Genomic DNA, 25,918 nt, shown 5'->3' on the forward strand with positions numbered 1-25,918 from the left:
GCCGAGCAGGCCGGCCGCGGCCGACGAGCGTTCCCACCCCTTGGGGACGGTGCGCAGCCGGCCGAGCGCCTCGCTGTCGCGCGGCTGCTGCTGGGCGATCTCGTAGATGGCGTCGTCCTTCAGCACGCGTCCGCGCGGCACGTTGCGCTCGCGCGCCTCCCGCTCGCGCCAGGCGGCGACCTGCTGCAGGACGGCGAGCTCGATCGGCTTCCTGATGCGCAGCTTGAGGCGCTTCCAGGCATCGTCCGGGTGCGGGTCATAGGTCTCGCGCGCCGTCAGAACCGCCATTTCCTCATTCAGCCAGTGGGCGCGCCCCTCTCGCTTCAACTCGTCCTTCAGATGCTGATAGACGTCGATCAGATGTGTCACGTCGGCCAGCGCATACTGGAGCTGCTTGTCGGTCAGCGGCCGCCGCCGCCAGTCGGTGAAGCGCGAGGACTTGTCGATATGCGCACCCGTCACCTTGGAGACCAGCTGGTCGTAGGAGACGCTGTCGCCGAAACCGCAGACAGTCGCCGCCACCTGGCTGTCGAAGACCGGGTGGGGAATGAGCGATCCCAGATGATGGATGATCTCGATGTCCTGGCGCGCGGCATGGAAGACCTTCAGCACGCTCTCATCGGCCATCAGGTCGAAGAAGGGTTTCAGGTCGATGCCGTCGGCCAGCGGATCGATCAGCGCGGTCACGCCGGGGGCCGCCATCTGGATGAGACAGAGCTCCGGCCAGAAAGTGGTTTCGCGGATGAATTCCGTGTCGACGGTGACGAAATCGGATTTTCTGAGTGCGGATATCGCCGCTTCGAGGTCTTGTTGCTTTGTAATCAGATCCATCCCGCTTCTTTATGTCATGCGCGGGCAAAAGTGAAGAAACCGGTTTGGGCCGTTTTGCGGGTGGTTTACGCGTCATTGGCTGGCGACTTGTTGCGGCTGCGGCGTGCCATGCGCATGAAAACCGGCGAGGTGCGCAACAGGGCGGCGAAGCGCCGGCGCTGGGCGGCCGGCACGCCGGGCCGCACGCCCATGCGGTAAAGCGTCACCAGCACCAGCGCCGCATAGACGACGGCGGTGTAGGAGAACAGGGCATGCGGGCCGAGCGCCTGCATCAGAAAGGAAGCGATCGCCGGTCCCGCCATCGCGCCGATCGAATAGAAGAACAGCAGGCCCGCCGCCACCTGCACGAACTGGTCCTTCGTCGCGTGGTCGTTGGCATGGGCGGCCGACAGCGAGTAGAGCGACATGGCGAAGGCGCCGAACAGGAACACCAGGATGAGATTGGCCGTCCTGTCGTTGCCGGCGAACCAGGTGATGGCGATCGCCGAGATCAGCGCGCCGACGGTGGTGAAGAGCAGCACCTGCCGTCGGTCGTGACGGTCGGAGATGGCGCCCAGCGGATACTGCATCACTGCGCCGCCGATGATGCCGGCGCTCATGAAGGTGGCGATCTCTGAGACCGAAAAGCCGATGGCCTGGCCGTAGATCGGCCCGACGATGCGGAAGGCGCTGTTGGTGAGGCCGACCGCCGCCGCCCCGATGGAGGCGAGCGGCGAGATGCGCCAGACATCGGCGAGGTCGAGGCGGAACTCGGCCGGCGGCTTGGGATTGGAACGGTCGGCCATCGATACCGGCACCAGCGACAGGGTGATCATCATGGCCATCACCGCGAAGGCGACGAAGCCTTCGATGCCGAGGCCGGGGATCATGTATTGCGAGCCTGTCACGGCGACGATGTCGATGATGCGGTAGATGGCCAGCACGCGCGCCCGGTTGGTGTTGGCCGCCGCCGAATTGAGCCAGCTCTCGATGGTGGTGAACAGGCTGGAAAAGCAGATGCCGGACAGGAAGCGCACGGCGATCCAGGCGAGGGGATCGACGAACAGCACCAGAAGCAGAGCGCCGGCGGCACCGAGCGCGGCAAGCGCGGCGAAGGCGCGGATGTGGCCGACGGCGCGCAGGAGGCGCGGGACATAGAGGCAGCCGATCAGGAAGCCCGCGAAATAGGCGCTGCCCATCAGGCCGATGACGGTCGGGGAAAACCCTTCAGCCGCCCCGCGCAGGGCGATCAGCGTCCCCTGCAGCCCATTGCCGGCGAGCAGGATGCCGGCGGCCAGGAGGAGCGGGATCAGCGGGCGGAGATTGGTCATGATGAGGGCAGGCCCGGCACGGCGCGGCACGCCTGTCGCACCGCTTGCGATCCCCCCTATAGGATGCCCTGGCTCAATCCGCTTGGGCCAATTGTCCGCGCCAATGGTCCCAGTTGCATTGCGATCAGTCCTCAGCTTCGGCCAGCATGCCGTCGACCAGGTGCACGCGGCGGTCCATGCGCGCCGCCATGTCGAGATCGTGGGTCACGGCAACGACGGTCTTGCCGCGCTCGCTGACGAGCTCGCGCAGGATCTCGAACACCTGTTCCGAGCTCTTCGAATCGAGGCTGCCGGTCGGCTCGTCGGCGAGCACCAGCGGCGGATCGTTGGCCAGGGCGCGGGCGACGGCGACGCGCTGGCGCTGGCCGCCGGAGAGTTGGTCGGGGCGCTTGTCGAAATGGTCGGCGAGCCCGAGGGCGGAGAGAATCTCCTCCGCTCGCTCGCGCATCGCGCGCGGCGACAGCCTGCCCATCTTGCGCATCGGGATCTCGACATTCTGCCGGGCGGTGAATTCCGGCAGCAGGAAATGGAACTGGAACACGAAGCCGATCATCGACAGCCGGGTGCGGGCAAGCTCGCCGTCGCTCATCGGCCGCGTATCGCGGCCCTCGACCAGAATCTCGCCGGACGTCGGCCGGTCGAGCAGGCCAAGCAGATAGAGGAGGGAGGACTTGCCCGATCCCGACGGGCCGGTGATGGCGACGAACTCCCGCGCGTTGATCTCCAGCGAAACGTCCTTGACCAGCGTCACCGGCACTGTCTCGGGCAGGATGCGGGTCAGGTTTCGAGCTTCCAGCAAAGCCGTCATGTCGCCCCCCGGATGATGTCGACCGGATTGAGCCGTGCCGCCTTGCGCGCCGGCAGGTAACCGGCCACCGCCGCCGAGGCGAGGGCAAAGAACGAGGCGATGGCATAGTGCATGCTGCTCCAGGCGACGGGGAGCTGGGTGATCTCCTGGCCGCCGGCATCGAGCTCGAAGCGGATCGAGGCGAGCGCATAGGTGAGCGCGAAGCCGAGCAGCCAGCCGGCGACGGAGCCGGCCGCGCCGATCGCCACGCCTTCGAAGACGAACATGCGCTGCATGTCGCTCCGGCTGAAGCCGAGCGACTTCATGATGGCGATGTCGCGCGCCTTTTCATGGGTGATGGTGGAGACGATGTTGAAGATGCCGAAGCCGGCGACGAGGAGGATCGCCGCGACCACCGAATACATGATCACGTTGCGCACGACGAAGGCTTCCATGATCGATTCGTTCGCTTCCTGCCAGGACACCGCCTTGTAGCCGAGCTCGGCCTCGATGCGCCGGGCGGCGGCCGTCGCGGCGTAGGGATCGTCGAGCTTGATGCGGATGTCGTTGATGGCGTTGGGCCGCTCCGACAGGATCTGCGCGTTCTTGAGCAGCATGTAGGCCTCGCCCTCGTCGCGCGCGGTGGTGCCGGTGTGGAACAGGCCGGTGATGCGGAAATTGCGCGTCAGCCCGGAGGAGGAGACCGCCGTCACCGTGTCGCCGAGGCCGACGCCGAGCTTTTCGGCCATGCGGTCGCCGACCACCACGTTGTTGCCGCCTTCCGACAGGGTGGCGAAGCTGCCCTCGGTGAAATCCTCGACGATCGGCGAGATGGCGCGCTCGGTCTCCGGCTCGATGCCGATGATGGAGGCGCCGGCCTCGCGCCCCTGGTAGCGGACGACGCCCTGGGTGCGCAGGCTCTCGGCGAAGCGGCCGGGAACCCAGGCCGAAAGCCATGCGGTGGCGGCTGTCGGGTTGATGATGCCGCGCCGGTCGTCGCGCGGCCTCAGTCCCGAGATCGCGGTGGCGTCGAAGACGTCTTCGGCCGGCTGCCGCCGGGCCCCGCGCTGCTCGTCGGTCACCTGCACATGCGGCATGATGTCGATGAGCTGCTTGACGAAATCGTCCTGGCCGCCCTGCATCAGAGCCGCCATGGCGATCGAGAAGCCGACGCCCACCGCCACGCCGACGACGGCGACCAGCGTCTGGCGGCCGCGCCCGGCGATGTGCGTCAGGGCGATGTCGAGGATGAGCCGCATCCTAGGACCTGTGGACAGTTATGGTTGTGGCGCTGGCGAGGCATGCAAGACCAATGGCTAGGCGCAAAAACCGCCGCAGTGCCGGCCACTTCAAGGTTTTTGCAACGAAGTCCATTGGTCTTGCACGCCTCGTCCCGAAGGGATTTGGCCAGATTGCTCCATGGCCGCAGCCTTCGTCGTCGAATATGCTCTGCATGTCCTTCCTCCTCAGGCTACGACCCTGGCGCAATCTGACCAAACCAGCACCGCAACCATAACTGTCCACAGGTCCTAGTCGGCCTTCACCTTGACCCGCGTGCCGTCTTCCAGCGTCTCGGGATAGGGCGAGACGAGGCGCGCATCTTCGGCGAGGCCCGACAGCACCTCGGTGCGGCTGGTGCCGCGGATGCCGGTCTCGACCGTTACCAGACGCGCCGTATCGCCTTCGACGACGAACAGGCGGTTCTCGCGCAGTGCGATGGCCGGCACCAGCAGTGCGCCTTCGCTGGTGCGGATGACGATGTTGGCGTCGACGGACATGCCGATCAGCAAAGGCGTGTCGTCGGGCAGCGCGAGGCGCACCCGGTAGGTGCGGGTCACCGGGTCGCCTTTCGGCGTGATGCTGTCCACCTTCGCTTCCAGTTCGCGGCCGGGGAAGGCATCGGAGCGCAGCAGGGCGCGCTGGCCCGGCTCGACGCGCGGAATGTCCTCTTCATTGACCTCGGCGACGACGATGCGCGGCGTCGGCCGCCCGACCCAGAAGAGCACGGTGCCCGGCTCGGCGATCTCGCCCACTTCGGCATCCTTGCGCAGAACCACGCCGTCGTCCGGCGCGCGCAGCTCATAATTGCCGAGCCGCGCCGTCTGGCCGGCGATGAGCGCCTCGACCTGGCTCACCTCGCTGCGGGCCCGCTCCAGCGCCGTCAGGTTGGCGACGTTGCGGTCGACGAGGACGGTCAGCCGCTGCTGTTCGTCGAGCGCCAGCTTGTAGCGTGCCTTGAGTTCGGCGAGGGTGGCCTCCGCCTCGCTGGCGTCGAGCCTTGCCAGGACGTCGCCCTTGGCGACGGTCTCTCCCTCGCAGACGCAGGTTTCCACGATGCGTTCGCGCACCAGCGACGTCACCTTGGCCCAGCTTCTCGGCTCGACCGTGCCCGAGGCGAAGACGATCTCGGCCGCGGTGCCGCGCGCCGGCGCCACCACCGTCACCTCCGCCGGCCGCGTGTAGTACCAGTAGCCCGCGCCGGCTGCCGCCGCTGCCAGCGCGGCGAAGATAAGGATCCGAATGGGCTTCACTGCCGCTCTCCCCGGCTGATGATAAATTAAATACGGTACAGTATTGTATCTGAATAGTCGGTTGGTACAATGCCTTTGTCACGGCCTCTTTCGAGACGCCTTGACCTGGCTCAAACACGGAGAAGGTTGCTGAGTTCCGCACAGGAAAGGGAAGGGCGCCGCCCCGGCCGCCCGCGCGACCCGCAGATGGATGCGGCGATCCTCGACGCGGCCTTGAGGCTCTTCGTGGCCGATGGGCTCGAAGGCGCCAGCTTCGAGCGGATCGCCAGGGAGGCGGGGGTGACCCGCGCGACGATCTATCGCCGCTGGAACGCGCGCGAGAGGCTGCTTGCCGACGCGCTGGGACGCCTCAAGGAGAATGCCGAACGGGAATTCGGGGCCTGGCAGGAGATGCCCTTCGAGACGCTGATCGGGCTGATGGTGGATTACGGTCCCAAGGCCTGGGTCGATCTCGATGCGGCGCGGCTTCTGGCCCGCGTCATCGGTTCGGCGCCCGACGCGCCGGAGCTGCTGCGGGTCTATTGGGACGTCTATATCGAACCGCGGCGCACCGCCTTCAACATGATGCTGGAGCGCGCCCGCGAGGAAGGCAAGCTGCCGCCTCAGACGGATGTGGACATGTTCCAGGACATGTTCAGCGGAGCGATGATGTACGAGCTCCTGATGAAGCCCGGCGAGAAGAGCGAGGACGCGCTGCGCGCCTATTTCATCCGTCTCCTGCAGCAACTCGGCCTGGGGCCGGTGCTCGACCGCCGCAAGGACACCGGAACATTGCCAGACGATACCGATTGATGACGAACGTTCTTCATACTGCGCGGCGGGGCCGTTTGCCGGACCGGTCCCCGGTCGCGGCGGCACGCGCACCTTGACAAATCGAACCTCGCATGCGCTTTTCCCGCCGACCTTTTGAGGCTGGCGTTCGCCGGCCCGTCATGCATTCCAGACACGGACGACAACACCATGCACCGCTACCGCAGCCATTCCTGCGCCGAACTCAGAAAATCCGACGTCGGCGCGACGGTCCGCCTTTCCGGCTGGGTCCATCGCGTGCGCGACCATGGCGGCCTGCTGTTCATCGACCTGCGCGACCATTACGGCCTCACCCAGATCGTCGCCGATCCCGATTCGCCGTCCTTCAAGACGGCCGAGACGGTGCGCGGCGAGTGGGTCATCCGTGTCGATGGCGAGGTGAAGGCGCGCACGGCCGAGACGATCAATCCCAACCTGCCGACCGGCGAGGTGGAGATCTTCGCGCGTGACATGGAAGTGCTGTCGGCCGCCAAGGAACTGCCGCTGCCGGTGTTCGGCGAGCCGGACTATCCCGAGGACATCCGCCTCAAATACCGCTTCCTCGATCTGCGCCGCGAGACGCTGCACAAGAACATCGTGCAGCGCACCAGGGTCATCGCCGAAATGCGCCGCGCCATGGGCGAGGCGGGTTTCACCGAATATTCGACGCCGATCCTGACGGCCTCCTCGCCGGAGGGCGCCCGCGATTTCCTGGTGCCTTCGCGTCTGCACGAGGGCAAGTTCTACGCCCTGCCGCAGGCCCCGCAGATCTACAAGCAGCTCATCATGGTGTCGGGCTTCGACCGCTATTTCCAGATCGCTCCGTGCTTTCGCGACGAGGACCCGCGCGCCGACCGCCTGCCGGGCGAGTTCTACCAGCTCGACCTCGAGATGAGCTTCGTCGAGCAGGAAGACGTGTTCCAGACCATGGAGCCCGTCATGCGCGGCATCTTCGAGGCCTTCGCCGAGGGCAAGCCGGTGACCGGGGTCTTCCCGCGCATCCCCTATGACGAGGCGATGCGCAAATACGGCTCCGACAAGCCGGACCTCAGGAACCCGATCGTCATGGAGGACGTGTCGGAGCATTTCCGCGGCTCCGGCTTCAAGGTCTTCGCCAACATCCTGGCGGGCGACCCGAAGGCCGAGGTGTGGGCCATTCCGGCCCGGACCGGCGGCTCGAGAGCCTTCTGCGACCGCATGAACTCCTGGGCGCAAGGGGAAGGGCAACCGGGCCTCGGCTACATCTTCTGGCGCAAAGTACTTCATACCTCCGAAGCTCAAGCGGGCGTGCTCTCCGAGATGGACAGCGAAGCCGTTGAAAGAAGATTTGAAGAAAGTGGTGTTTTCGAAGGCGCCGGCCCGATTGCCAAGAACATCGGCGAGGAGCGCACCGAGGCGATCCGCCGGCAGCTCGGCCTCGAGGACGGCGACGCCTGCTTCTTCGTCGCCGGCGATCCGAAGAAGTTCGTCGCCTTTGCCGGCGCGGCGCGCACGCGGGCCGGCGAGGAGCTCGACCTCGTCGACCGCGACCGCTTCGAGCTCGCCTGGATCGTCGACTTCCCCTTCTTCGAGTGGAACGAGGACGAGAAGAAGATCGACTTCGGCCACAACCCCTTCACCATGCCGCAGGGCGGGCTGGAGGCGCTCGAGGGTGACGACAAGCTGTCGATCAAGGCGTTCCAGTACGACCTCGTCTGCAACGGCTACGAGATCGCCTCGGGCGGCATCCGCAACCATCTGCCGGACGTGATGGTCAAGGCGTTCGAGACGGTCGGCTTCGACCGCGCCACGGTGGAGGAGCGCTTCGGCGGCCTCTACCGTGCCTTCCAGTACGGCGCGCCGCCGCATGGCGGTATGGCGGCCGGCATCGATCGCATTGTGATGCTGCTCGTCGGTGCGAAGAACCTGCGCGAGATCACCATGTTCCCGATGAACCAGCAGGCGCAGGACCTTTTGATGGGCGCGCCTTCGGAGGCGACGCCGGCGCAATTGCGCGAGCTCAATCTGCGGCTCGCGCCGACGGCGAAGAAGGATTGAGGGGATAGCGAGTAGCGAATAGGAACGATGCGCCAGGTTTCCCCGGCGCAGCGTAACCCTATTCGCTACTCGCTATTCCCTACTCACTTCATCGCTCACTCGTTCGCCGTCACGGAAAGCCCCACCTGCTTGGCGAGCGCCTCGGGAGAGCCCATGGCCGTGCCCATGAGCACGGCGAACGGCATCGGTTCCGAGGGCGCAACGCTGATTTCCAGGCTCCTCGGATCGTCGATATAGGTGGTGATCGCCTTCGACAGGCTCTGCGTCAGCTCGGGGCCGAGATACTGGCCGGCCATGAGCGGCACGATGGCCTTCGCCTGGTTGGCGACGTCACCCGGCTGGACGCCCTGTTGCGCGGCGACATAGGACAGGATCTTCCCCGTCAGCGAAGCATCGGAAAAGCGGATCGAGGCGCCATGCAGGTTGAGCTGCTGCATCAGGCCGAGCATGGCAAGGCCCTGGGCCTGCTGCTGCTCCTGGGTGGCGTTCTCCATCTTGGCCTGCATCTCCTGCAGCGCCTTGACGAAATCCGGCGTGTAGCCGCTGATGTCCGCCTTGATGCCGAGCGTGCCGGCATTGTCCAGCTTGACGTCGTAACGGGAGATCGTCATGCGGCCGTCCCCGAGGCGCCAGTCGCCCTCCATGTCGATCCGGCCGGAGATCTCCTCATAGCCGTATTCCTTGAGCGCCGCGCTGGCCTCGCCGTTCTTGGCGATGGCGCCAAGATCGGCCCAGAGCCTGTCCGCCGAACCGGTGAACTTGATCAGGCCGCCGTCTTCCACCGTTGTCTCGGCGATGAGGTCGTTGAGGGTGAAGAGCGGGTCGCCGCCGGTGCCGATGCTCAGATCGTCGAGCGCGAAGCGCTTGTATTGCATGAGGCCGCCATTGACCTCGTCCGCTCCCTCCTTCGGCAGTATCAGGCCGTCGATCGCCAGGCCGTTGGCGGCGAAGTCGAAACCCTCCTCGGACTGCCTGAACGTGTCGACGGCGATGTGTCCGATCTCATAGGCCGAATCAGTTTCGCTGACATCCTGCAGGGCGAGATCGCCGAGATCGATCGATTTGCCGACATTGGCGAGGCCGAGGCTGTGGCCTTCCAGAACCACCGAATTGCCGTCCTGGCTGACGCCAGTCCAGGCGACCTCGATCCCTTGCCGGGCCATCACCGTCTTGTAGCGCTCGGCGACATCCTCCGCCTCCCACGCCCAGGCGGCCTGCAGTGCGGTTGCCGACAGGAGGGCCGCGAAGGGGAGCGACTTCAGCTTTAAAGCGTGGCTGAGCATGGGAAACTTCCTTGAAATGACGTATGATAACAGTAATTCATCGGCACCGTGGCCGAAAATTGCGTTGCGAGGATGACGACTAGCACAAGCTGTGTCAATTTCCAGTGCGCGTTGAACGACTGCCCGAGGCGCGATGGCATGCAGGGCGGCTGATTGTGAATGATGACCGGTGGGGACCTCTATATGCGGACTGGCTGGCGCCTCTGGCTCGCCCTTGTTTTCCTGGCGCTGGCGACTTTGCCCATCCGCGCCGAGCAGCTTTACGAAGGCATTACCTATCGCTCCGGCCTCAAGCTCGACATCCACGCGCCCGACCGCGACGGCGGGCGCGCCGTGCAGGCGGGCGTGGTGCGCATGAACCTTTTCTCGCTGGGCGGAAGAGGACGCGCGCCGGTCGTCGTCTATGCTCATGGCGGCGGCTGGGTGAAGGGATCGCGCAAGAAGGTCTATTCGATGCCCGAATGGCTGACGGCGCGCGGCTACGTGCTGGTGGCCATCGATTATCGCAAGGTGCCGGCCACCACGATCGACGGTCAGGTGGACGACCTCGTCGCGGCCATTTCCTGGGTGCGGTTGAACATCTCGCGCTACGGCGGCGATCCGGGGCGCATCGTGCTGATGGGGCATTCGGCCGGCGCGCATCTGGTCGCCATGGCGGCGGCCCGCGACGTGGCCGGCTCCGTACGCGGCGTCATTCCCAACGATGTGCAGGCCTACGATATGGTCGCTTATGCGGGCATGCGCGGCTCGCTCGGCTATCCCTATATCAACGCCTTCGGGTCCAACCCGCGCGACTGGGTGCGCTGGTCGCCCGTCACCTATGCGCGCCAGCGCTCGGGCTTTCCGCCGCACCTGTTCCTGCATTCGGGCTCGAACGGCGAGCGGCGCAGGGCGCTGACCAACGGCTATGCCAACCTGCTGCGCTCGCGCGGCACCCGCGTGAGCGTCTTCGACGGCGGCCGCTACACGCACGGATCGATCGCCCGCAAGCTCGGTCAGCCGGGCGATGCGGCAACGGTGACGATCGAGCGGTTCCTGGCGCAGGTGATGAGGTGAGGGGAAGAGCGAATAGGGAATAGCGAGTAGCGAATAGCGAATAGGAATACGGTTTATCCGACGGAGCTTAACCCTACTCGCTATTCCCTATTCGCTACTCCCATTCACCTCTCCCCCTTGCCGCGAATCACCCGCTGGTCTAACCGAAAACCATGGGAAAAGATCTGCTTCCGCCCGGTCGCGACGGCGGCGACGCCGTCGAGCCGGTCGACCTGAAAAAGGCGCTCGAAGAGCGCTATCTCGCCTATGCGCTGTCGACCATCATGCACCGTGCGCTGCCGGACGTGCGCGACGGGCTGAAACCCGTGCATCGGCGCATCGTCCACACCATGCGCCTCTTGAGGCTGAGCCCCGACCAGGGGTTTGCCAAATGCGCGCGCATCGTCGGCGACGTGATGGGCAAGTTCCACCCGCATGGCGACCAGTCGATCTACGACGCGCTGGTGCGCCTGGCGCAGCCCTTCGCCATGCGCTATCCGCTGGTCGACGGGCAGGGCAATTTCGGCAACATCGACGGCGATAACGCGGCCGCTATGCGCTACACCGAAGCGCGCATGACGGAGGTGGCCTCGGAGCTGCTGACCGGCATCACCGAGGACGCGGTCGATTTCCGTCTGACTTACAACGAGGAGGACGAGGAGCCCACCGTCCTGCCGGGCGCTTTTCCGAACCTTTTGTGCAACGGGTCGTCCGGCATCGCCGTCGGCATGGCGACCTCCATCCCGCCGCACAACGCGGCGGAGATCTGCGATGCTGCGCTCGCCATCGTCGATGATCCCGAGGTCGATCCGGAAAGGCTCCTCGAGTTCGTCAAGGGGCCGGATTTCCCGACCGGCGGCATCATCGTCGAAGACCAGGCATCGATCCGCGAAGCCTATGCGACGGGGCGCGGCGGCTTCCGCGTGCGGGCGCGCTGGCACAAGGAAGACCAGGGCCGCGGCACCTGGAATGCCGTCGTCACGGAAATCCCCTACGGCGTGCAGAAGTCGCGGCTGATCGAGAAGATCGCCGAGCTGATCATCGCCCGCCGCCTGCCGCTGCTGGAGGACATCCGCGACGAGAGCGCGGAGGACATCCGCATCGTGCTGGTGCCGAAGAGCCGCACGGTCGAAGCCGAGCTGCTGATGGAATCGGTCTTCAAGCTGACCGATCTCGAAAGCCGTTTCCCGCTCAACATGAACGTCCTGTCGCGCGGCAGGGTGCCGGGCGTGCTTTCGCTGAAGCAGGTGCTGCGCGAATGGCTCGACCATCGCCGCGACGTGCTGCTGCGCCGCTCGCGCCACCGCCTGGCCGAGATCGAGCGGCGGCTCGAGATCCTCTCCGGCTATCTCATCGCCTATCTCAACATCGACGAGGTGATCCGCATCATCCGTGAGGAGGACGAGCCGAAGCAGGTCATGATGGCTCGCTTCAAGCTCACCGACACCCAGGCCGAGGCGATCCTCAACATGCGCCTGAGGGCGCTGCGCAAGCTCGAGGAATTCGAGATCCGCACCGAATTCGACAAGCTGTCGGAGGAAAAGAGCGGCATCGAGGCGCTGCTCGCCTCCACCGAACGGCAGTGGAAGACGGTGCGCTGGGAGGTGGCGAAGGTGCGCCAGACCTTCGACCCGGAGAAGAACCCGGGCCTCGGCGCGCGCCGCACCACCTTCGCCGATGCTCCGGAGCACGACCTGGAAGTGGTGAACGAGGCGCTGATCGAGCGCGAGCCGATCACCGTGGTCTTGTCCGAAAAGGGCTGGCTGCGCGCCATGAAGGGGCATTTGTCCGATTACTCGACGCTGTCCTTCAAGGAAGGCGATGCGCTGAAGCTCGCCTTCCACGCGCAGACTACCGACAAGATCCTGCTCTTCACCACGGGCGGCAAGTTCTACACGCTCGGCGCCGATCGGCTGCCGGGCGGGCGCGGCCATGGCGAGCCGGTGCGCATCATGGTCGACATGGAAAACGACCAGGCGATCGTCACCGCCTTCGCGCACGACCCCGAGCGCAAGCTGCTCGTCGCCTCGCATATCGGCAACGGCTTCATCGTCGCCGAGAAGGAGATCATCGCCAACACCCGCAAGGGCAAGCAGGTGATGAACGTCAAGGCGCCCGACGAGGCCAAGTTCTGCATTCCCGTCGGCGGCGACCACGTGGCGATCGTCGGCCAGAACCGCAAGCTCCTCGTGTTCCTGCTCTCGGAAATCCCGGAGATGGCGCGCGGCAAGGGCGTGCGTCTGCAGCGCTACAAGGACGGCGGCGTGTCCGACATCAAGACCTTCGCCATGGAGGGCGGCCTCACCTGGCAGGATTCGGCCGACCGCACGTTTGTGAAGACGCGCGAGGAGCTGGCCGAATGGATGGGCAACCGCGCCGCCGCCGGCCGCATGGTGCCGAAGGGTTTTCCGCGCACCGGCAGGTTCTGATCAGCCCGCCGGGCTTCTCCTGCCGGGGCGGGAGGGGCGCCCTTGCATAGGCTTCGCATGACGCATGGCACTCCGCAATGCTCGTGCATCTGCTGCGCTGGCGTCGGATGACACCTCAAACCGGGTGCCGGATCGCCCCGTGGGCCTGCCGGCGCCTGCGGCCGGCGCGGAGCTGCCAGAGCGAGTGCGCGACCAGCGTGAGGATGAGGACCGTGCCGCCGATGAGCGTCGCCCGGCTCGGCACTTCGGAGAAGATCATCCACACCCAGATCGGCGCCAGGACCGTTTCCAGGAGGTAGAACATCGCGACCTCCGGTCCGGAGATGTATTTCGGCCCGTTGGCGAGGCAGAAGAAGGCGATCGGAATGACCACCGCGCCGTTCAGGACGATCCACCACGGCGCTTCGATGCGGAAGCCTGTTCTGGCGGTCATCACCGCCGCCACCAGGCAGGGAAGGGCGACCGCCACGAGGGCGGCAAAGCCCATGTCGCGCCCGCTGCCGCGTGTGATCGTGATGGCGCTCGCCAGGACGAAGGCGGAGGCGAGCGCCATCATGTTGCCGAACAGGTTGCCGGCGCCGATCCCGCCGCCGACGATGATCAGCACGCCGATGAGCATGACGGCCATGGCGATCAGCGTCGCTGGTCGCGGGCGTTCCTTCAGGAAGATCCACGACAACAGGGCGGCGAACATCGAGTTGAAGGCGAGGATGAAGACCAGGTCGGCCGTCGCGGTGTTGTAGACGGCGGTGATGAAGCAGAGCGCGGAAAGCGCATAGAGCAGCGCCACGGCGAGGCCGGTGCGACCGGGAATGAGGGGTGGGACCTTTCGCGACAGGGAGCGCCAGATGAACCACACGCTCAGCGTCACCAGCAGGGTCATGCCGCTGCGCATGAGCAGGATCGGCCACGGATCGCCGTCGGCGAGTCGGATGAGCGGGATGTCGACCGTCAGGACCATGCCGCCGAAGGCGGTCAGCGCAAGGCCCCTGGCGTGCGTCGGGGAGGCGGGATCGGACACGGCTGGGAAACCTCGCGCGGAAGCGGTTGCTGCGGGCGCGGGAACGTCTGCCGGACCGCGGCGATCTCCGATCAGTCGATCACTAGGTCATCGCGACCGCCCCGGCACGCAGAGCGGGTCACGAGCGAGAAAGCGTGCGCATTTTTCGCTCGCTCTAGTCGACACGGCCCCAGCCCTGCGGGCCGAGATGTTCCTGCGGCTTGAAGCGCACCTTATAGGCCATTTTCCGCGAGCCATTGACCCAGTAGCCGAGATAGACATGCGGCAGACCGGCGGCGACGGCCCGGCTGATGTGGTCGAGGATCATGAAGGTGCCGAGAGACCGGTCCGCCAATGCCGGATCGAAGAACGAATAGACCATCGACAGGCCGTCGCTCATCATGTCCGTCAGCGCCACGGCCATCAGCTCGCCTTCGCCCCTGCCGGTGATGAAGCTGTCCGGGCCGCGCCGGCGGTATTCGATCACCTGGGTGCCGACATGCGTGTCCTCGACCATCATCGCGTAATCGAGCACCGTCATGTCGGACATGCCGCCCTTCTTGTGGCGTGCGTCGAGATAGCTGCGGAACAGCGCGTATTGCTCGGTCGAGGGTTCGGCCCCGTGCGCCGTGCCGATGAGATCGGCGTTCTGCTTGAGGATACGGCGCATGGTCTTGGCCGGCCGGAACTCCTGCGCCAGGATGCGGACGGAAACGCAGGCCCGGCAGGTCTCGCAAGCCGGGCGGTAGGCGATGTTCTGGGAGCGCCGGAAACCGCCCTGGGTCAGGAGGTCGTTCATCTCCGGCGCCTTGTCACCCACCAGATGGGTGAAAACCTTCCGCTCGAACTGTCCTTCCAGATAAGGGCAGGGCGAGGGGGCAGTCAGGAAAAACTGCGGCGATTGAACGGGTTGCTGAGTCATCGTGGTCGGGCGGGACTCCTATCTCAAAACCCATAATACCATGGCCCGACAAAAGAAAACGTCAACCAAATTATTGCCACCAGCGGCGTGCCGGCCTTCAGGAAGTCGCGGAAGGAATAATGCCCGGGCCCCATCACCATCAGGTTGGTCTGATAACCGATCGGCGTGGCGAAGGAGCAGTTGGCGGCGAAGATCGTGGCCGCGACGAAAGCCTCCGCAGGAACGCCGATGGCGGACGCGATGCCTATGCCGATGGGCGTGAAGAGCACCGCCGTGGCGTTGTTGGACAGGAGATTGGTGAGAACGGCGACGACGGCGAAATAGCCCGACAGGATGACCGCCGGGTGCTGGCCGGAGAGCAGCCCGACGGCACTGTCGGCGATCAGCCGTGCCCCGCCCGTATGCTCCAGCGCGGTTGCCGCGGCGATCGCCGAGCCGACCAGCAGGAAGATCTGCCTGTCGAAGGCGCGGCCGGCCTGTGCCAGCGTCAGGCAGCCGGTGGCGATCATGGCGAAGGCGCCGGCGATCGAGGCAGCGACGATGGGAACGAGGTCGAGGGCCGCGCTCACCACGATGCCGGCGAAGATGACGAAGGCGATCCACGCCTTGCGCCTCTGCGGAACCGGTTCGGCCGACCATTCGAGCACCAGCAGATCGTGGCTCTCGCGCAGATCCTCGAAGGCGCGATCCGTGCCGCCGATCAGGATCGTGTCGCCCGGCTCCAGCCTGATCTCGGCCACCGGCGTGCGCCCCATGCGGCTCTTGCGCTGCACGCCCAGCATGTGGACACCATGCTCGGTCTCGATCCCGGCATTGCGGATCGTGCGTCCGGCATGGCGCGAGCCCGGCGGGATGACGGCTTCGGCGATGTGATAGTCCGGGCCGACCGTCGCCGCCGTGTCGTCGGCGGACGAAAGATGCCCCACCGCGCCCTGCGCCAGGGCCTGCGTGTAGGCACGGCGAGTCGCCGTCACCATCAGCCTGTCGCCCTCCGACAGAACCACGTTCTCGAACGGCGGATGGAAATTCATGCCGCGCCGGATGATGAGCCGGGGCGTCAGGTCTCCAAGACCCTGAAACAATCCGGCTCGCGAGGCCTTGCCGATGAAGGGATGGCTGGGCCCGATGCGGATTTCACCGATGAACTGGGTGCCCGACTGCACTTGGCGGAACGTCTTTTCGCTGCCGGGATCGCGCAGGATCCGCGGCATCACCAGGAGGACGTAGAGCGCGCCGGCGAAGGCCAGGACGAGGCCCGGCACGGTGATGTCGAAGAAGCCGATCCTGATCCCGTCCTTGGCGGCGACGCCGGCCACCAGGAGGTTGGTGGACGAGCCGATCAACGTCGTCATGCCGCCGAGGATCGTCATGAAGGACAGGGGCATCAACGCCTTGGAAACGGCGAAATTGCGCTGCGCGGCAAAGACGATCAACACGGGAATGAAGATGACGACGACCGGCGTGTTGTTGAGAACGGCGCTGAGCGAGGCGGCGGTCAACAGCGTGATGACGATGGTGCGCGTGCTGGAGCCGCCGGCCGATCTGGCCAGGATGCGCGCCGGCCGGTCGAGCGCGTCGGTGGCGAACAGGCCCTGGCCGACGATCAGGAGAGCGAGCACCGTCGCCAGCGCCGGATTGGCGAAGCCGGACAGAAGTTCCTCCGGGCGCAGGCCGCCCGCCTCCGTGTGATAGGGAAACAGTGCGAAAAGGGCAAGAAACGCGACAAAGCTGCCCAGTGCCACGAGTTCGAGCGTGAAGCGTTCGCTCACATAGGCGGCAACCGTCGCGATGATGATCGCATAGGTTGCCCAGAGGTGAAGATCGGCCATTGAGCTCCCGCAGCAAAACCTGTCCCCGCAGGCATCGTTCGGCGCCCGCTTGCAAAGCCCAGAGCATAAGCACGGACATGTCCGCCGCAAGCATGGAATTGCCCGCACCGGCAGTATGTACGCACTTTGAGCATGATCGGACCTTCTGCGCGGGAATGGTTTTGCTGGACTGCCGATCGGCGCGGAGCCGGACCGCGGCGGAGCGGGGCGCGGACTCAATCCGGATTGGTCATCACCGTATCGAGGAGCCTGTCGTGCACCGTCTGCTTGTTGGCAAGAACCAAGGGGGCAAGCAGGATGAGCGGCGTAAGGACCGCGTTGAGCGCCAGGAAGACGATCGCATGGGCAACCGCGTAGCGTGGCGTGATCGGTTGCCCGTCCAGGCGTCGCAGACACAGATTGACCAGTTGCATGCCCCAGGTCCCCTGGCGCGGGCCTCCCAGCGTGATCGCGATGTAGCCGAAAGCGGCGGCAAGGGTGAGCACGCCGGCGAGATACCGGGTGAAGCCGTAAACCGTGTCCGCGGCGCGGCTCGACGCTGGCGGGGAGTCGCTGCCGTACAGCGCCAGGGTCGACATCATGCCTTCGGCGAGGATGGCGAACAGGCTGCTGAGCACCAGCGCGACGACCAGGTACAAAAGGTAATCGATGAGGAAGGCGGCAACGCGCCGCACGCGCACCCAGGAGAGGGAGGGGCCGATCGAACTCCGCTCGTCCTTCGCAGGGGTTTCCTGGATCGTTCCGAGGCGGACTGGTGCCTTGTTCTTGGACTTGACCATCGCATCACTCACGACGTTTCTGTTGAGACGTCGCAAGTGATAGTTTTTCTGATTTCTAATGTAAACGACTATAAGATAGCGTAGTTAAGTCGTAAATATTGAAGCAAGCGGCGGTCGCGTCCGCTCATCCGTTGCGCAGGACCGCCGTGCCGAGCAGCAGGTCGTGGACCGTGCGCTTGTGGTCGAGGAACAGCGTCGCCAGCAGGATGAGCGGCGTCAGCACCGCATTGCCGGCCCAGAACAGGACGGTGTGGACGATGGCCAGCAGCGGATCCACGCTGGCGCCGTCGAGCCGGACGAGCCGGATGTCCATGAACTGCATGCCGAGCGTCGCCTGGCTGCGCCCGCCAAGCGTCATGGCCACGTAGAGCAGGGCGGTGAGCGGGGCGAGGATGCCGAACAGGAGCCAGCCGAGCCCGAGGGTCAGGACGCCGAGGAAGGCGACGAGAATGGCGACCGGCACCATGAGGAGCGCGATCAGCAGATAATCGATGCAGAACGCCACCACGCGACGCGTGCGCACACCCCGCAGCAACCGCGGGTCGTCGAGCGTCCCGTTGATGATCTCGCCGTCGAGAATTCTGGCAGCCATGAGCGATCCTTTCCCATCCGTGCGTTATTGAGATGGGAAGCGCGGGCCGGAGTTCAAGACGATACGGGCGTATCAGAGCCTTTCGGCCACCTCGGGGGCGAAATAGGTGAGGATGCCGTCGCAACCGGCGCGCTTGAAGGCCAGCAGGCTTTCCATCATCGCCCGCTCGCCGTCGATCCAGCCATTGGCGGCGGCCGCCTTGATCATCGAATACTCGCCCGACACCTGATAGGCGAAGGTCGGCACGCCGAAGGCGTCCTTCAGGCGCCGCACGATGTCGAGATAGGGAAGCCCCGGCTTGACGATCAGCATGTCGGCGCCTTCCGAAAGGTCCTGCTCGGCCTCGCGCACGGCCTCGTCCGAATTGGCGGGATCGATGTAATAGGTCTTCTTGTCGCCCTTCAGCAGCCCGCCGGTGCCGATCGCCTCGCGATAGGGGCCGTAGAAGGCCGACGCGAACTTGGTCGCATAGGACATGATGGCGACGTTCTGGAACCCGTTGCGGTCGAGCGCGTCGCGGATGGCGCCGACGCGCCCGTCCATCATGTCGGAGGGGGCGATGATGTCGGCGCCGGCGGCGGCCTGCTCGACGGCGGCGGCGGCGATTTGCGCTACGGTCTCGTCGTTGACGATCTCGCCATCGCGCAGGATGCCGTCATGCCCGTGGCTGGTGAAGGGGTCGAGCGCCACGTCGGTGATGATGCCGATCTCCGGCACCGCCTGCTTGATGGCGCGCGTCGCCCGGTTGATCAGGTTGTCCGCATCGAGGCTGTGCGAACCGGTCTCGTCGCGCCGGGCCTGCTCGATGTTCGGAAAGGTGGCGATGGCCGGAATGCCGAGCTTGGCGGCGCGTTCGGCCTGCTTCACTGCCAGATCGACCGTATAACGCGCCACGCCCGGCATGGCCTCGACGGGCTCGGCGCGGTTCTTGCCCTCGATCAGGAACAAGGGCCAGATGAGGTCGTCGACGCTGAGGCGGCTTTCCTGCACCAGGCGGCGCGACCAGTCGGCCTTGCGCATGCGGCGCAGGCGGCGGCTTCCGGTGATCTCGTCGACGCTCCTTTCGGGCGCGACGGCGGCAAACGGTGCGGCAACGGGCGTGCGGCTGAACTTGTTCACGGCATAAGGCTCCTGATGCGCGGCTTCCCTATCATAACGGCAGTGACTGACCAAGTCAGGGGGCGCGTCAGCGGAAGTGTCCTGTGGTCGCAGGCTCCTGTCCCATTGACGGGCTGTCGCCACGTCAATAAGCACGAAAAGTGGTTGTCGCTGACGTGAAACTGGAGGGGAGCGTGAGGGTGGATTTCGGCGGTGCCGACGACATTCTCTTCGAAACGCGCGGTCCGGCCGGCCTGGTGACGCTCAACCGCCCCTCCGCACTCAATGCCGTAAACCATCGCATGGTTCAGGCGCTGGCGCGGGCGCTTGCCGCCTGGGAGGCGGACGATGCCGTCCGCCACGTCGTCATCCGCGGCGAGGGCAGGGCGTTTTCCGCCGGCGGCGACATTCTGGATGTCTACGAGGGCGGCCGTGCCGGAAATCCTCCCGTCGGCTTCTTCGCCGACGAATACCGGCTCAACGCGGCGATCGCCCGTTTCCCCAAACCCTATGTGGCGCTGATCGACGGGATCGTCATGGGCGGCGGCGTGGGCGTGTCGTTCCACGGCTCCCACCGCGTGATGACCGAAAAGGCCCAGTTCGCCATGCCGGAAGTGGGCATCGGCTTCTTTCCCGATGTCGGCGGCAGCCATCTCCTGTCGCGCCTGCCGGGCGAGTTCGGCATGTATCTGGCGCTGACCGGCGGCCGCATCCGCTGGGGCGATGCATGCGGGGTCGGGCTTGCAACACACACGGTCGAGGCCGAAAAACTCGCCGCGCTCCTCGATGCCCTTTGCGCCACGGATAACGTGGGCGCGGCAATCGCCTCGCATGCGACCGACGTGGAAGGCGAAACCGACGATGCGTGCCTGCACGCCATCGCCCATCATTTTTCTTCCGATGCATTGGACGACATGCTGGATTCGCTGGCCTTGGCGCAGGACGACTGGTTGCGCGAGGTCTACGCGAAGATCCTCACGCGGTCGCCGACCAGCCTCTGCGTCGCCTTCCGGCAGCTCCGTGCCGGCGCCATGCTGTCGATGGACGAGTGCATGCGCATGGAATACCGCATCCTGCGGCGCATGCTCGCCGGCCATGACTTCTATGAGGGCATCCGTGCCGCGATCATCGAGAAGGACAGCGCCCCCAAATGGCGGCCGGCGGCCCTTTCGGAGGTCTTGCCCCAGGAGATCGAAGCCTATTTCGCACCGCTTCCGGAGGGGGATCTGGTGCTGTGACGGAGAACCGCATGGTGGGGATGGCCGCGATGCGGCCCTCGCAGATGGACAGCGCCTACAACTGGTTCCACCGGTTGGTGGCGCTCGCCTGCCTCGTCCTCGGCGTCGTCTACTGGATCCGGCTCGTCGGCTTCTATCCCGGCTTCCTGTGGCGCTTCGACCTGATGCCGATCCAGTGGAAGATCGCCAGCATCGTGCTTGCCGTCCTTTATCCCTTCGCGGCCGTCGGCCTGTGGCTGCTCGCCTCGTGGGGGCCGGTCATATGGTTCCTGTGCGCCGGCGCGGAATTCGTCATGTTCGGCCCGCTCGCCGGCTATTTCGGCTCGCGGAACGAGCTGCTGCTTTTCCACCTGGCGGTCGCCGCCGTCTATATCGGCTTCCGCGTCGCGCTCCATCTGCGCAAGCGCCGCGCGCGCAACTGACGGCTTGCGCCCGACCTGTCTCGGCGGGTTTACCGGCTGTTAGCCGTGTTCCCAAGGTTATCTTTCGTAAGACGTTGTTAAGCCTGGCGTTTAAGTCGAATTTTAGAGGCATTCGATAGGGTCGTGCCAAGGTGAGACAAAAACAAAAATCACCGGCGTCAAACGAGAGGCTACAGTAATGATTAATTCGCGACCCGCGGCGAATAGTGCCGCTACGAATGACGAACGTAACGATGCTTTGCGTTCGCTTTATCTTGAATCTCTTCAGCTCGTCGAGCGGCTGCATCGCCGTTTGCTTGATGTGATCAAGGACGAGTTCGAACGCAACGGACGCAACGACATCAACGCCATCCAGGCGCTGCTGCTGTTCAACATCGGCAACTCGGAGCTTACGGCTGGCGAACTGCGCTCGCGCGGCTACTATCTCGGCTCCAACGTGTCCTACAATCTCAAGAAGCTCGTCGATCTCGGCTTCGTCAATCATCAGCGCTCGCGGATCGACCGCCGGTCGGTGCGCATCAGCCTGACGCCGAAAGGCGCCGAGATCGCCAAGGTGGTTGCCGGGCTCTACAACCGGCACGTCGGCTCCATCGAGCAGGTGGGCGGCATCAGCGCTGACGAGTTCAGCCAGATGAACCGTGCCCTGCAGCGGCTCGACCGCTTCTGGAACGACACCATCGCCTATCGCATGTAGGTCTCGCCTTATCACCTTGGGCTGCGCGCCGGTGTGCAGCCGACAGAAGGCCGGCGTGGCGGGACGCCGGCCTTCACGCATTCGTTATATCGCTTCAAGTGACGCCTGGTCACGCTAAGGTCATAATCCGGTGGAAATGGACTGGGTTGAAGCTCGCCGTCGGGGCGCTCTGCGCGAGGCTCCAAACAGGGTTGGCGAATTCTTAACGGAGTGGCGGCATTGTCTGGCCGCAGGATTGCCCAAGCGTCCCAGCACGAGAGGATGCCGGCCAGGAGAGTTCGGGAAAGCGCATGAAGACAAGTCGCCGCATGTTCCTCACGGGTGCCAGCGCTGCCGCAGCGGCAACCTTTTCCGGCGCTGCCGGTGCCCAAAACCTGATCGATGCCATCATCCGCTCGCCCCGCCGGGGCGCCTGGAACGACCAGTTCGACGCCCGCGCCAGCCACGGCGGCCGCGTGTCCTCCAACCTGCCGATCTTCAGCCAGGAGACGGTGTTCTACGTCGAGCAGGCCATTCTCGACTATTCGAACATCGCCGCTCAGGGTGGTTGGCAGCGTGTTCCCGACACGAAGAAGCTGCAACTCGGCGTGGTCGATCCGGATGTCGAGGCGCTGCGCCGCCGGCTGATGGTTTCAGGCGACCTGTCGCAGGGCGCCGGCATGTCGCCGGCCTTCGATTCCTATGTCGATGCGGCGCTGAAGCGCTTCCAGTCGCGTCACGGCCTGCCGGCCGACGGTGTGACGGGACGCTACACCTATTCGGCGCTCAACGTTCCGGCGGCAGTGCGCCTCGGCCAGTTGCGCACCAATCTGGAGCGGCTGCACGAGGCCACCGCCTCGCTCCCCGGCCGTTTCGTGATGGTCAACATCCCGGCCGCCGAGATCGAGGCGGTGGAGAACGGCCGCGTGATGCTGCGCCATACGGCGATCGTCGGCAAGGTGGACCGGCAGACGCCGATCCTCGATTCGAAGATCAACGAGGTCATCATCAACCCCTACTGGAACGCGCCGGTGTCGATCGTCCGCAAGGACATCATTCCGCTGATGCGCCAGAACCCGAACTATCTGACCGACAACAACATCCGGCTGATCGCGCCCGATGGCAACGAGGTCGACCCGCTGACGGTCGACTGGTCGACGGACGATGCGGCCAAGTACCGGTTCCGCCAGGACCCGGGCAAGATCAACGCCATGGCGTCGATCAAGATCAACTTTCCCAACGCCCACGCCGTCTACATGCACGATACGCCGCAGCAGGCGCTGTTCCGCGATCTGGACCGCTTCTATTCGTCCGGCTGCGTGCGCGTGCAGAACGTGCGCGACCTCGTCACCTGGCTGCTCAAGAACACGGACAATTGGGACCGCCGGCGGATCGAGCAGACGATCCAGACCGAGGAAGACGTGCGCGTGGCGCTGGCGGATCCGGTGCCGGTCCACTTCACCTATGTCTCCGCCTGGTCGACGGGCGACGGCGTCGTGCATTTCCGCGACGACATCTATGGCCGCGACGGCGCCAGCGAACTGCAGATATCGACCGCGCTTTGAGCGCGGCAGTTCAGCGCAACAGCCTTGCAGCCGTCCGCAACCGGGCGGCTGCTTCGCTTTTGGAGAACAAATTTTCGCTGGCGGGCGTGGTGGCTCGGTGAGAAAAATGCTAGAGGCCGCATTCCGCCAATCGAACCACCGCGCAAGGGGGTAAAACCGCCATGGCCATTGCGACCGCCGCCGCATCCGTCGACGCCGATCCGTTCTTCACCCGCCCGCTGGAAGACAGCGATCCCGACATTTTTTCCGCGATCCGCAGCGAGCTCGGCCGCCAGCGCCACGAGATCGAGCTGATCGCCTCCGAAAACATCGTCTCGCGCGCCGTCATGGAGGCGCAGGGTACGGTGCTCACCAACAAATATGCGGAAGGCTATCCCGGCAAGCGGTATTATGGCGGTTGCCAGTTCGTGGACGTCGTCGAGGAACTGGCCATCGAGCGCGCCAAGAAGCTGTTTTCCTGCAACTTCGCCAATGTCCAGCCCAATTCCGGCAGCCAGATGAACCAGGCGGTGTTCCTGGCGCTGCTCGAGCCGGGCGACAGCTTCATGGGGCTCGACCTCAATTCGGGCGGTCACCTGACGCACGGCTCGCCGGTCAACATGTCGGGCAAATGGTTCCGTCCGATCTCCTACGGCGTGCGCAGGGACGATCACCTGCTCGACATGGACGAGGTCGAGCGCCTGGCCAAGGAGCACAAGCCGAAGCTGATCCTGGCGGGCGGCACGGCCTATTCGCGCATCTGGGACTGGAAGCGCTTTCGCGAGATCGCCGACGAGATCGGCGCCTACCTGATGGTCGACATGGCGCACATCGCCGGCCTGGTGGCGGGCGGACAGCATCCCTCGCCGCTGCCGCACGCCCACGTCGTCACGACCACGACGCACAAATCCCTGCGCGGCCCGCGCGGCGGCATGATCCTGTGCAACGACGAGGCGCTGGCGAAGAAGTTCAATTCGGCCGTGTTCCCGGGTCTGCAGGGCGGTCCGCTGATGCACGTCATCGCCGCCAAGGCGGTGGCGCTGGGCGAGGCGCTGCAGCCCGATTTCAAGACCTATGCGCGCGACGTGGTGGCCAACGCCCGGGCGCTTGCCGAAAGCCTCAAGGAAACCGGCCTCGACATCGTCTCGGGCGGTACCGACAATCACCTCATGCTGGTCGACCTGCGTCCGAAGAACGCCACCGGCAAGCGCGCCGAGGCGGCGCTCGGCCGCGCCAACATCACCTGCAACAAGAACGGCATTCCCTTCGATCCCGAAAAGCCCTTCGTCACCTCCGGCATCCGCCTCGGAACGCCGGCCGGCACCACGCGCGGCTTCGGCGCCGCCGAATTCCGCGAGATCGGCCAGCTCATCGCCGAGGTTCTGGACGGCCTCAAGGTCGCCAACTCTGACGAGGGCAACGCTGCCGTCGAAGCGGCCGTGAAGGAGAAGGTGATCGCCCTGACCGAGCGCTTCCCGCTCTACCCCTATCTCGGGTAAGTCTGGCGGGAGGCGGATTCGCCTCCCGAACGATCGTTGAAAGGCCAAGATGCGCTGTCCCTATTGCCAGTCAGAAGACACGCAGGTGAAGGATTCCCGCCCCGCCGAAGACGGGGCGGCGATCCGCCGCCGGCGCGCCTGCCCCGATTGCGGCGGGCGCTTCACCACCTTCGAGCGCGTGCAGCTGCGCGATCTCGTGGTGGTCAAGAAGACCGGCCGCAAGGTGGCCTTCGACCGCGACAAGCTGATGCGCTCCTTCGACATCGCGCTCCGCAAGCGCAATGTGGAGCCGGACCGTGTCGAGCGTGCGGTGACGGGCATCGTCCGGCAGCTCGAGAGCTCCGGCGAGACGGAGATCGCCTCCGACGACATCGGCCTCCTGGTGATGGATGCGCTGAAGGCCCTCGACGATGTCGCCTATGTGCGGTTCGCCTCGGTCTATCGCAATTTCCGCGAAGCCAAGGATTTCCAGGACGTTCTCGGCGAACTCAAGGGTGGTGAGCCGAGGGGCGGCGAGCCCAAGAGCGGCGAGCAAGAGGGTTGATATGGCGACCGGACGCGGGTTTGCCGACGTCGACCGGCGTTTCATGGCGGCCGCGATCCGCCTCTCGCGGCGGCACCTCGGCCTGACCGGCACGAATCCTTCGGTGGCGACGCTGATCGTGCGCGACGACGGCGCCGGCCCGCGCATCGTCGGACGCGGCGTGACGGCGATCGGCGGCCGGCCGCATGCCGAGACCGAGGCGCTGGCGGAAGCCGGCGTGGCGGCGCGTGGCGCGACCGCCTATGTGACGCTCGAACCCTGCGCGCATCACGGCAGGACGCCGCCCTGCGCCAATGCGCTGGCCGTCGCCGGCGTGGCGCGCGTGGTGGGTGCCGCCGCCGATCCTGACCCGCGCGTCAGCGGCAAGGGCTATGCCATCCTGCGCGATGCCGGCATCGAGGTGGTCGAGGGCGTGCTGGCCGAGGAAGCCGCGGATCTGATGCGCGGCTATCTCACGCGATCAGAGAAGAAACGCCCGGAAGTGACTCTCAAGCTTGCCATTTCCGCCGACGGCATGATCGGGCGACAGGGGCAGGGGCAGGTCGCCATCACCGGCGAGGTATCGCGCCGCCAGGTGCATATGATGCGGGCCGAGAGCGATGCGATCCTGGTCGGCATCGGCACGGCGCTTGCCGACGGCCCCGCGCTGACCTGCCGGCTTCCGGGGCTCGAGCGGCGCTCGCCGCTTCGCATCGTGCTCGACCGGGACCTGCGCCTGCCGCCGACCTCGACCCTGGCGCGCACGG

The 25,918-nt window shown here is 65.6% G+C and carries 23 protein-coding genes; 11 read left to right on the forward strand and 12 right to left on the reverse strand.

Annotated elements, in window-relative coordinates:
- From rnd to NUU27_RS18155, 5 genes are all read right to left on the reverse strand, one after another.
- Positions 1-831: ribonuclease D (rnd, locus tag NUU27_RS18135; RefSeq protein WP_257763555.1), on the reverse strand; the 831-nt coding region annotated here is incomplete at its 3' end.
- A gap of 65 nt (positions 832-896) precedes the next feature.
- Positions 897-2,141: an MFS transporter gene (locus tag NUU27_RS18140; protein ID WP_257763556.1), complete on the reverse strand. Its 1,245-nt coding sequence runs from the start codon at positions 2,139-2,141 to the stop codon at positions 897-899.
- Between the two features lie 124 nt (positions 2,142-2,265).
- Entirely contained in the window at positions 2,266-2,949 is a 684-nt protein-coding gene (locus tag NUU27_RS18145; RefSeq protein ID WP_257763557.1) for an ABC transporter ATP-binding protein, read from the reverse strand.
- A complete protein-coding gene (locus NUU27_RS18150) occupies positions 2,946-4,187 on the reverse strand; it encodes an ABC transporter permease (protein WP_257763558.1) in 1,242 nt (413 codons plus the stop codon). Before NUU27_RS18150 ends, NUU27_RS18145 begins: the two co-directional genes overlap by 4 nt.
- Before the next feature lie 270 nt (positions 4,188-4,457).
- Positions 4,458-5,459, reverse strand: a complete 1,002-nt coding sequence (locus NUU27_RS18155; RefSeq protein WP_257763559.1) for an efflux RND transporter periplasmic adaptor subunit — start codon at positions 5,457-5,459, stop codon at positions 4,458-4,460.
- Positions 5,460-5,585: 126 nt separating this feature from the next.
- Between NUU27_RS18155 and NUU27_RS18160 the strand changes: the two genes are divergently transcribed.
- Positions 5,586-6,251: a TetR/AcrR family transcriptional regulator gene (locus NUU27_RS18160; RefSeq protein WP_257763560.1), complete on the forward strand. Its 666-nt coding sequence runs from the start codon at positions 5,586-5,588 to the stop codon at positions 6,249-6,251.
- A gap of 168 nt (positions 6,252-6,419) precedes the next feature.
- Complete coding sequence (gene aspS, locus NUU27_RS18165) at positions 6,420-8,285, forward strand: aspartate--tRNA ligase (RefSeq protein WP_257763561.1); 1,866 nt, start codon at positions 6,420-6,422, stop codon at positions 8,283-8,285.
- Between the two features lie 95 nt (positions 8,286-8,380).
- Here the strand turns inward: aspS and NUU27_RS18170 are convergent, their stop codons facing one another.
- Positions 8,381-9,568, reverse strand: a complete 1,188-nt coding sequence (locus NUU27_RS18170) for a hypothetical protein (protein ID WP_257763562.1) — start codon at positions 9,566-9,568, stop codon at positions 8,381-8,383.
- A gap of 162 nt (positions 9,569-9,730) precedes the next feature.
- Here NUU27_RS18170 and NUU27_RS18175 point away from each other — a divergent pair, with 162 nt between their 5' ends.
- Positions 9,731-10,624 carry an alpha/beta hydrolase gene (locus NUU27_RS18175; RefSeq protein WP_257763563.1) on the forward strand — a complete coding sequence of 298 codons (894 nt, stop codon included), beginning with the start codon at positions 9,731-9,733 and terminating at the stop codon, positions 10,622-10,624.
- Between the two features lie 152 nt (positions 10,625-10,776).
- Positions 10,777-13,032, forward strand: a complete 2,256-nt coding sequence (gene parC / locus NUU27_RS18180) for a DNA topoisomerase IV subunit A (protein ID WP_257763564.1) — start codon at positions 10,777-10,779, stop codon at positions 13,030-13,032.
- 115 nt (positions 13,033-13,147) lie between these two features.
- On the opposite strand, the gene NUU27_RS18185 is transcribed toward parC, so the two are convergent.
- From NUU27_RS18185 to hemB, 6 genes are all read right to left on the reverse strand, one after another.
- Positions 13,148-14,053, reverse strand: coding sequence for a DMT family transporter (locus NUU27_RS18185; protein ID WP_257763565.1), 906 nt, complete (start codon positions 14,051-14,053; stop codon positions 13,148-13,150).
- A 154-nt stretch (positions 14,054-14,207) separates the two neighbouring features.
- Positions 14,208-14,954 (reverse strand): arginyltransferase, encoded by a 747-nt coding sequence (locus NUU27_RS18190; RefSeq protein ID WP_257763566.1) that lies wholly within the window; start codon positions 14,952-14,954, stop codon positions 14,208-14,210.
- 23 nt (positions 14,955-14,977) lie between these two features.
- A complete protein-coding gene (locus NUU27_RS18195) occupies positions 14,978-16,783 on the reverse strand; it encodes an SLC13 family permease (RefSeq protein ID WP_257763567.1) in 1,806 nt (601 codons plus the stop codon).
- A gap of 215 nt (positions 16,784-16,998) precedes the next feature.
- Positions 16,999-17,574: an RDD family protein gene (locus tag NUU27_RS18200; protein WP_257763568.1), complete on the reverse strand. Its 576-nt coding sequence runs from the start codon at positions 17,572-17,574 to the stop codon at positions 16,999-17,001.
- A gap of 112 nt (positions 17,575-17,686) precedes the next feature.
- Positions 17,687-18,154, reverse strand: a complete 468-nt coding sequence (locus NUU27_RS18205; protein ID WP_257763569.1) for an RDD family protein — start codon at positions 18,152-18,154, stop codon at positions 17,687-17,689.
- A gap of 72 nt (positions 18,155-18,226) precedes the next feature.
- Positions 18,227-19,273 carry a porphobilinogen synthase gene (gene hemB, locus NUU27_RS18210; protein ID WP_257763570.1) on the reverse strand — a complete coding sequence of 349 codons (1,047 nt, stop codon included), beginning with the start codon at positions 19,271-19,273 and terminating at the stop codon, positions 18,227-18,229.
- A gap of 179 nt (positions 19,274-19,452) precedes the next feature.
- Between hemB and NUU27_RS18215 the strand changes: the two genes are divergently transcribed.
- The 7 genes from NUU27_RS18215 to ribD all read left to right on the forward strand — a co-directional run.
- Positions 19,453-20,490 (forward strand): enoyl-CoA hydratase/isomerase family protein, encoded by a 1,038-nt coding sequence (locus NUU27_RS18215; RefSeq protein ID WP_257763577.1) that lies wholly within the window; start codon positions 19,453-19,455, stop codon positions 20,488-20,490.
- Between the two features lie 11 nt (positions 20,491-20,501).
- Positions 20,502-20,912 (forward strand): DUF6163 family protein, encoded by a 411-nt coding sequence (locus NUU27_RS18220; RefSeq protein WP_257763571.1) that lies wholly within the window; start codon positions 20,502-20,504, stop codon positions 20,910-20,912.
- A 178-nt stretch (positions 20,913-21,090) separates the two neighbouring features.
- A complete protein-coding gene (gene ldtR / locus NUU27_RS18225; protein ID WP_257763572.1) occupies positions 21,091-21,606 on the forward strand; it encodes a transcriptional regulator LdtR in 516 nt (171 codons plus the stop codon).
- A 290-nt stretch (positions 21,607-21,896) separates the two neighbouring features.
- Entirely contained in the window at positions 21,897-23,150 is a 1,254-nt protein-coding gene (locus tag NUU27_RS18230; protein ID WP_257763573.1) for a murein L,D-transpeptidase, read from the forward strand.
- 161 nt (positions 23,151-23,311) lie between these two features.
- On the forward strand, positions 23,312-24,628 hold the full coding sequence (gene glyA, locus NUU27_RS18235) for a serine hydroxymethyltransferase (protein WP_257763574.1): 1,317 nt from the start codon (positions 23,312-23,314) through the stop codon (positions 24,626-24,628).
- Positions 24,629-24,677: 49 nt separating this feature from the next.
- Positions 24,678-25,172 (forward strand): transcriptional regulator NrdR, encoded by a 495-nt coding sequence (gene nrdR / locus NUU27_RS18240; RefSeq protein ID WP_257763575.1) that lies wholly within the window; start codon positions 24,678-24,680, stop codon positions 25,170-25,172.
- Position 25,173: 1 nt separating this feature from the next.
- Positions 25,174-25,918 (forward strand): bifunctional diaminohydroxyphosphoribosylaminopyrimidine deaminase/5-amino-6-(5-phosphoribosylamino)uracil reductase RibD (gene ribD, locus NUU27_RS18245; RefSeq protein WP_257763576.1); only part of this gene is annotated, 745 nt, incomplete at its 3' end.

This window comes from Nitratireductor sp. ZSWI3, assembly GCF_024655565.1.
Lineage (GTDB): Bacteria > Pseudomonadota > Alphaproteobacteria > Rhizobiales > Rhizobiaceae > Nitratireductor.

Coding starts and splice junctions, on each gene's coding strand:
- NUU27_RS18140 (WP_257763556.1), bottom strand. CDS start 2,141: ATGACCAATCTCCGCCCGCTGATCCCGCTCCTCCTGGCCGCCGGCATC.
- NUU27_RS18145 (WP_257763557.1), bottom strand. CDS start 2,949: ATGACGGCTTTGCTGGAAGCTCGAAACCTGACCCGCATCCTGCCCGAG.
- NUU27_RS18150 (WP_257763558.1), bottom strand. CDS start 4,187: ATGCGGCTCATCCTCGACATCGCCCTGACGCACATCGCCGGGCGCGGC.
- aspS (WP_257763561.1), top strand. CDS start 6,420: ATGCACCGCTACCGCAGCCATTCCTGCGCCGAACTCAGAAAATCCGAC.
- NUU27_RS18170 (WP_257763562.1), bottom strand. CDS start 9,568: ATGCTCAGCCACGCTTTAAAGCTGAAGTCGCTCCCCTTCGCGGCCCTC.
- NUU27_RS18175 (WP_257763563.1), top strand. CDS start 9,731: ATGACCGGTGGGGACCTCTATATGCGGACTGGCTGGCGCCTCTGGCTC.
- parC (WP_257763564.1), top strand. CDS start 10,777: ATGGGAAAAGATCTGCTTCCGCCCGGTCGCGACGGCGGCGACGCCGTC.
- NUU27_RS18190 (WP_257763566.1), bottom strand. CDS start 14,954: ATGACTCAGCAACCCGTTCAATCGCCGCAGTTTTTCCTGACTGCCCCC.
- NUU27_RS18195 (WP_257763567.1), bottom strand. CDS start 16,783: ATGGCCGATCTTCACCTCTGGGCAACCTATGCGATCATCATCGCGACG.
- NUU27_RS18205 (WP_257763569.1), bottom strand. CDS start 18,154: ATGGCTGCCAGAATTCTCGACGGCGAGATCATCAACGGGACGCTCGAC.
- NUU27_RS18220 (WP_257763571.1), top strand. CDS start 20,502: ATGGTGGGGATGGCCGCGATGCGGCCCTCGCAGATGGACAGCGCCTAC.
- ldtR (WP_257763572.1), top strand. CDS start 21,091: ATGATTAATTCGCGACCCGCGGCGAATAGTGCCGCTACGAATGACGAA.
- NUU27_RS18230 (WP_257763573.1), top strand. CDS start 21,897: ATGAAGACAAGTCGCCGCATGTTCCTCACGGGTGCCAGCGCTGCCGCA.
- glyA (WP_257763574.1), top strand. CDS start 23,312: ATGGCCATTGCGACCGCCGCCGCATCCGTCGACGCCGATCCGTTCTTC.
- nrdR (WP_257763575.1), top strand. CDS start 24,678: ATGCGCTGTCCCTATTGCCAGTCAGAAGACACGCAGGTGAAGGATTCC.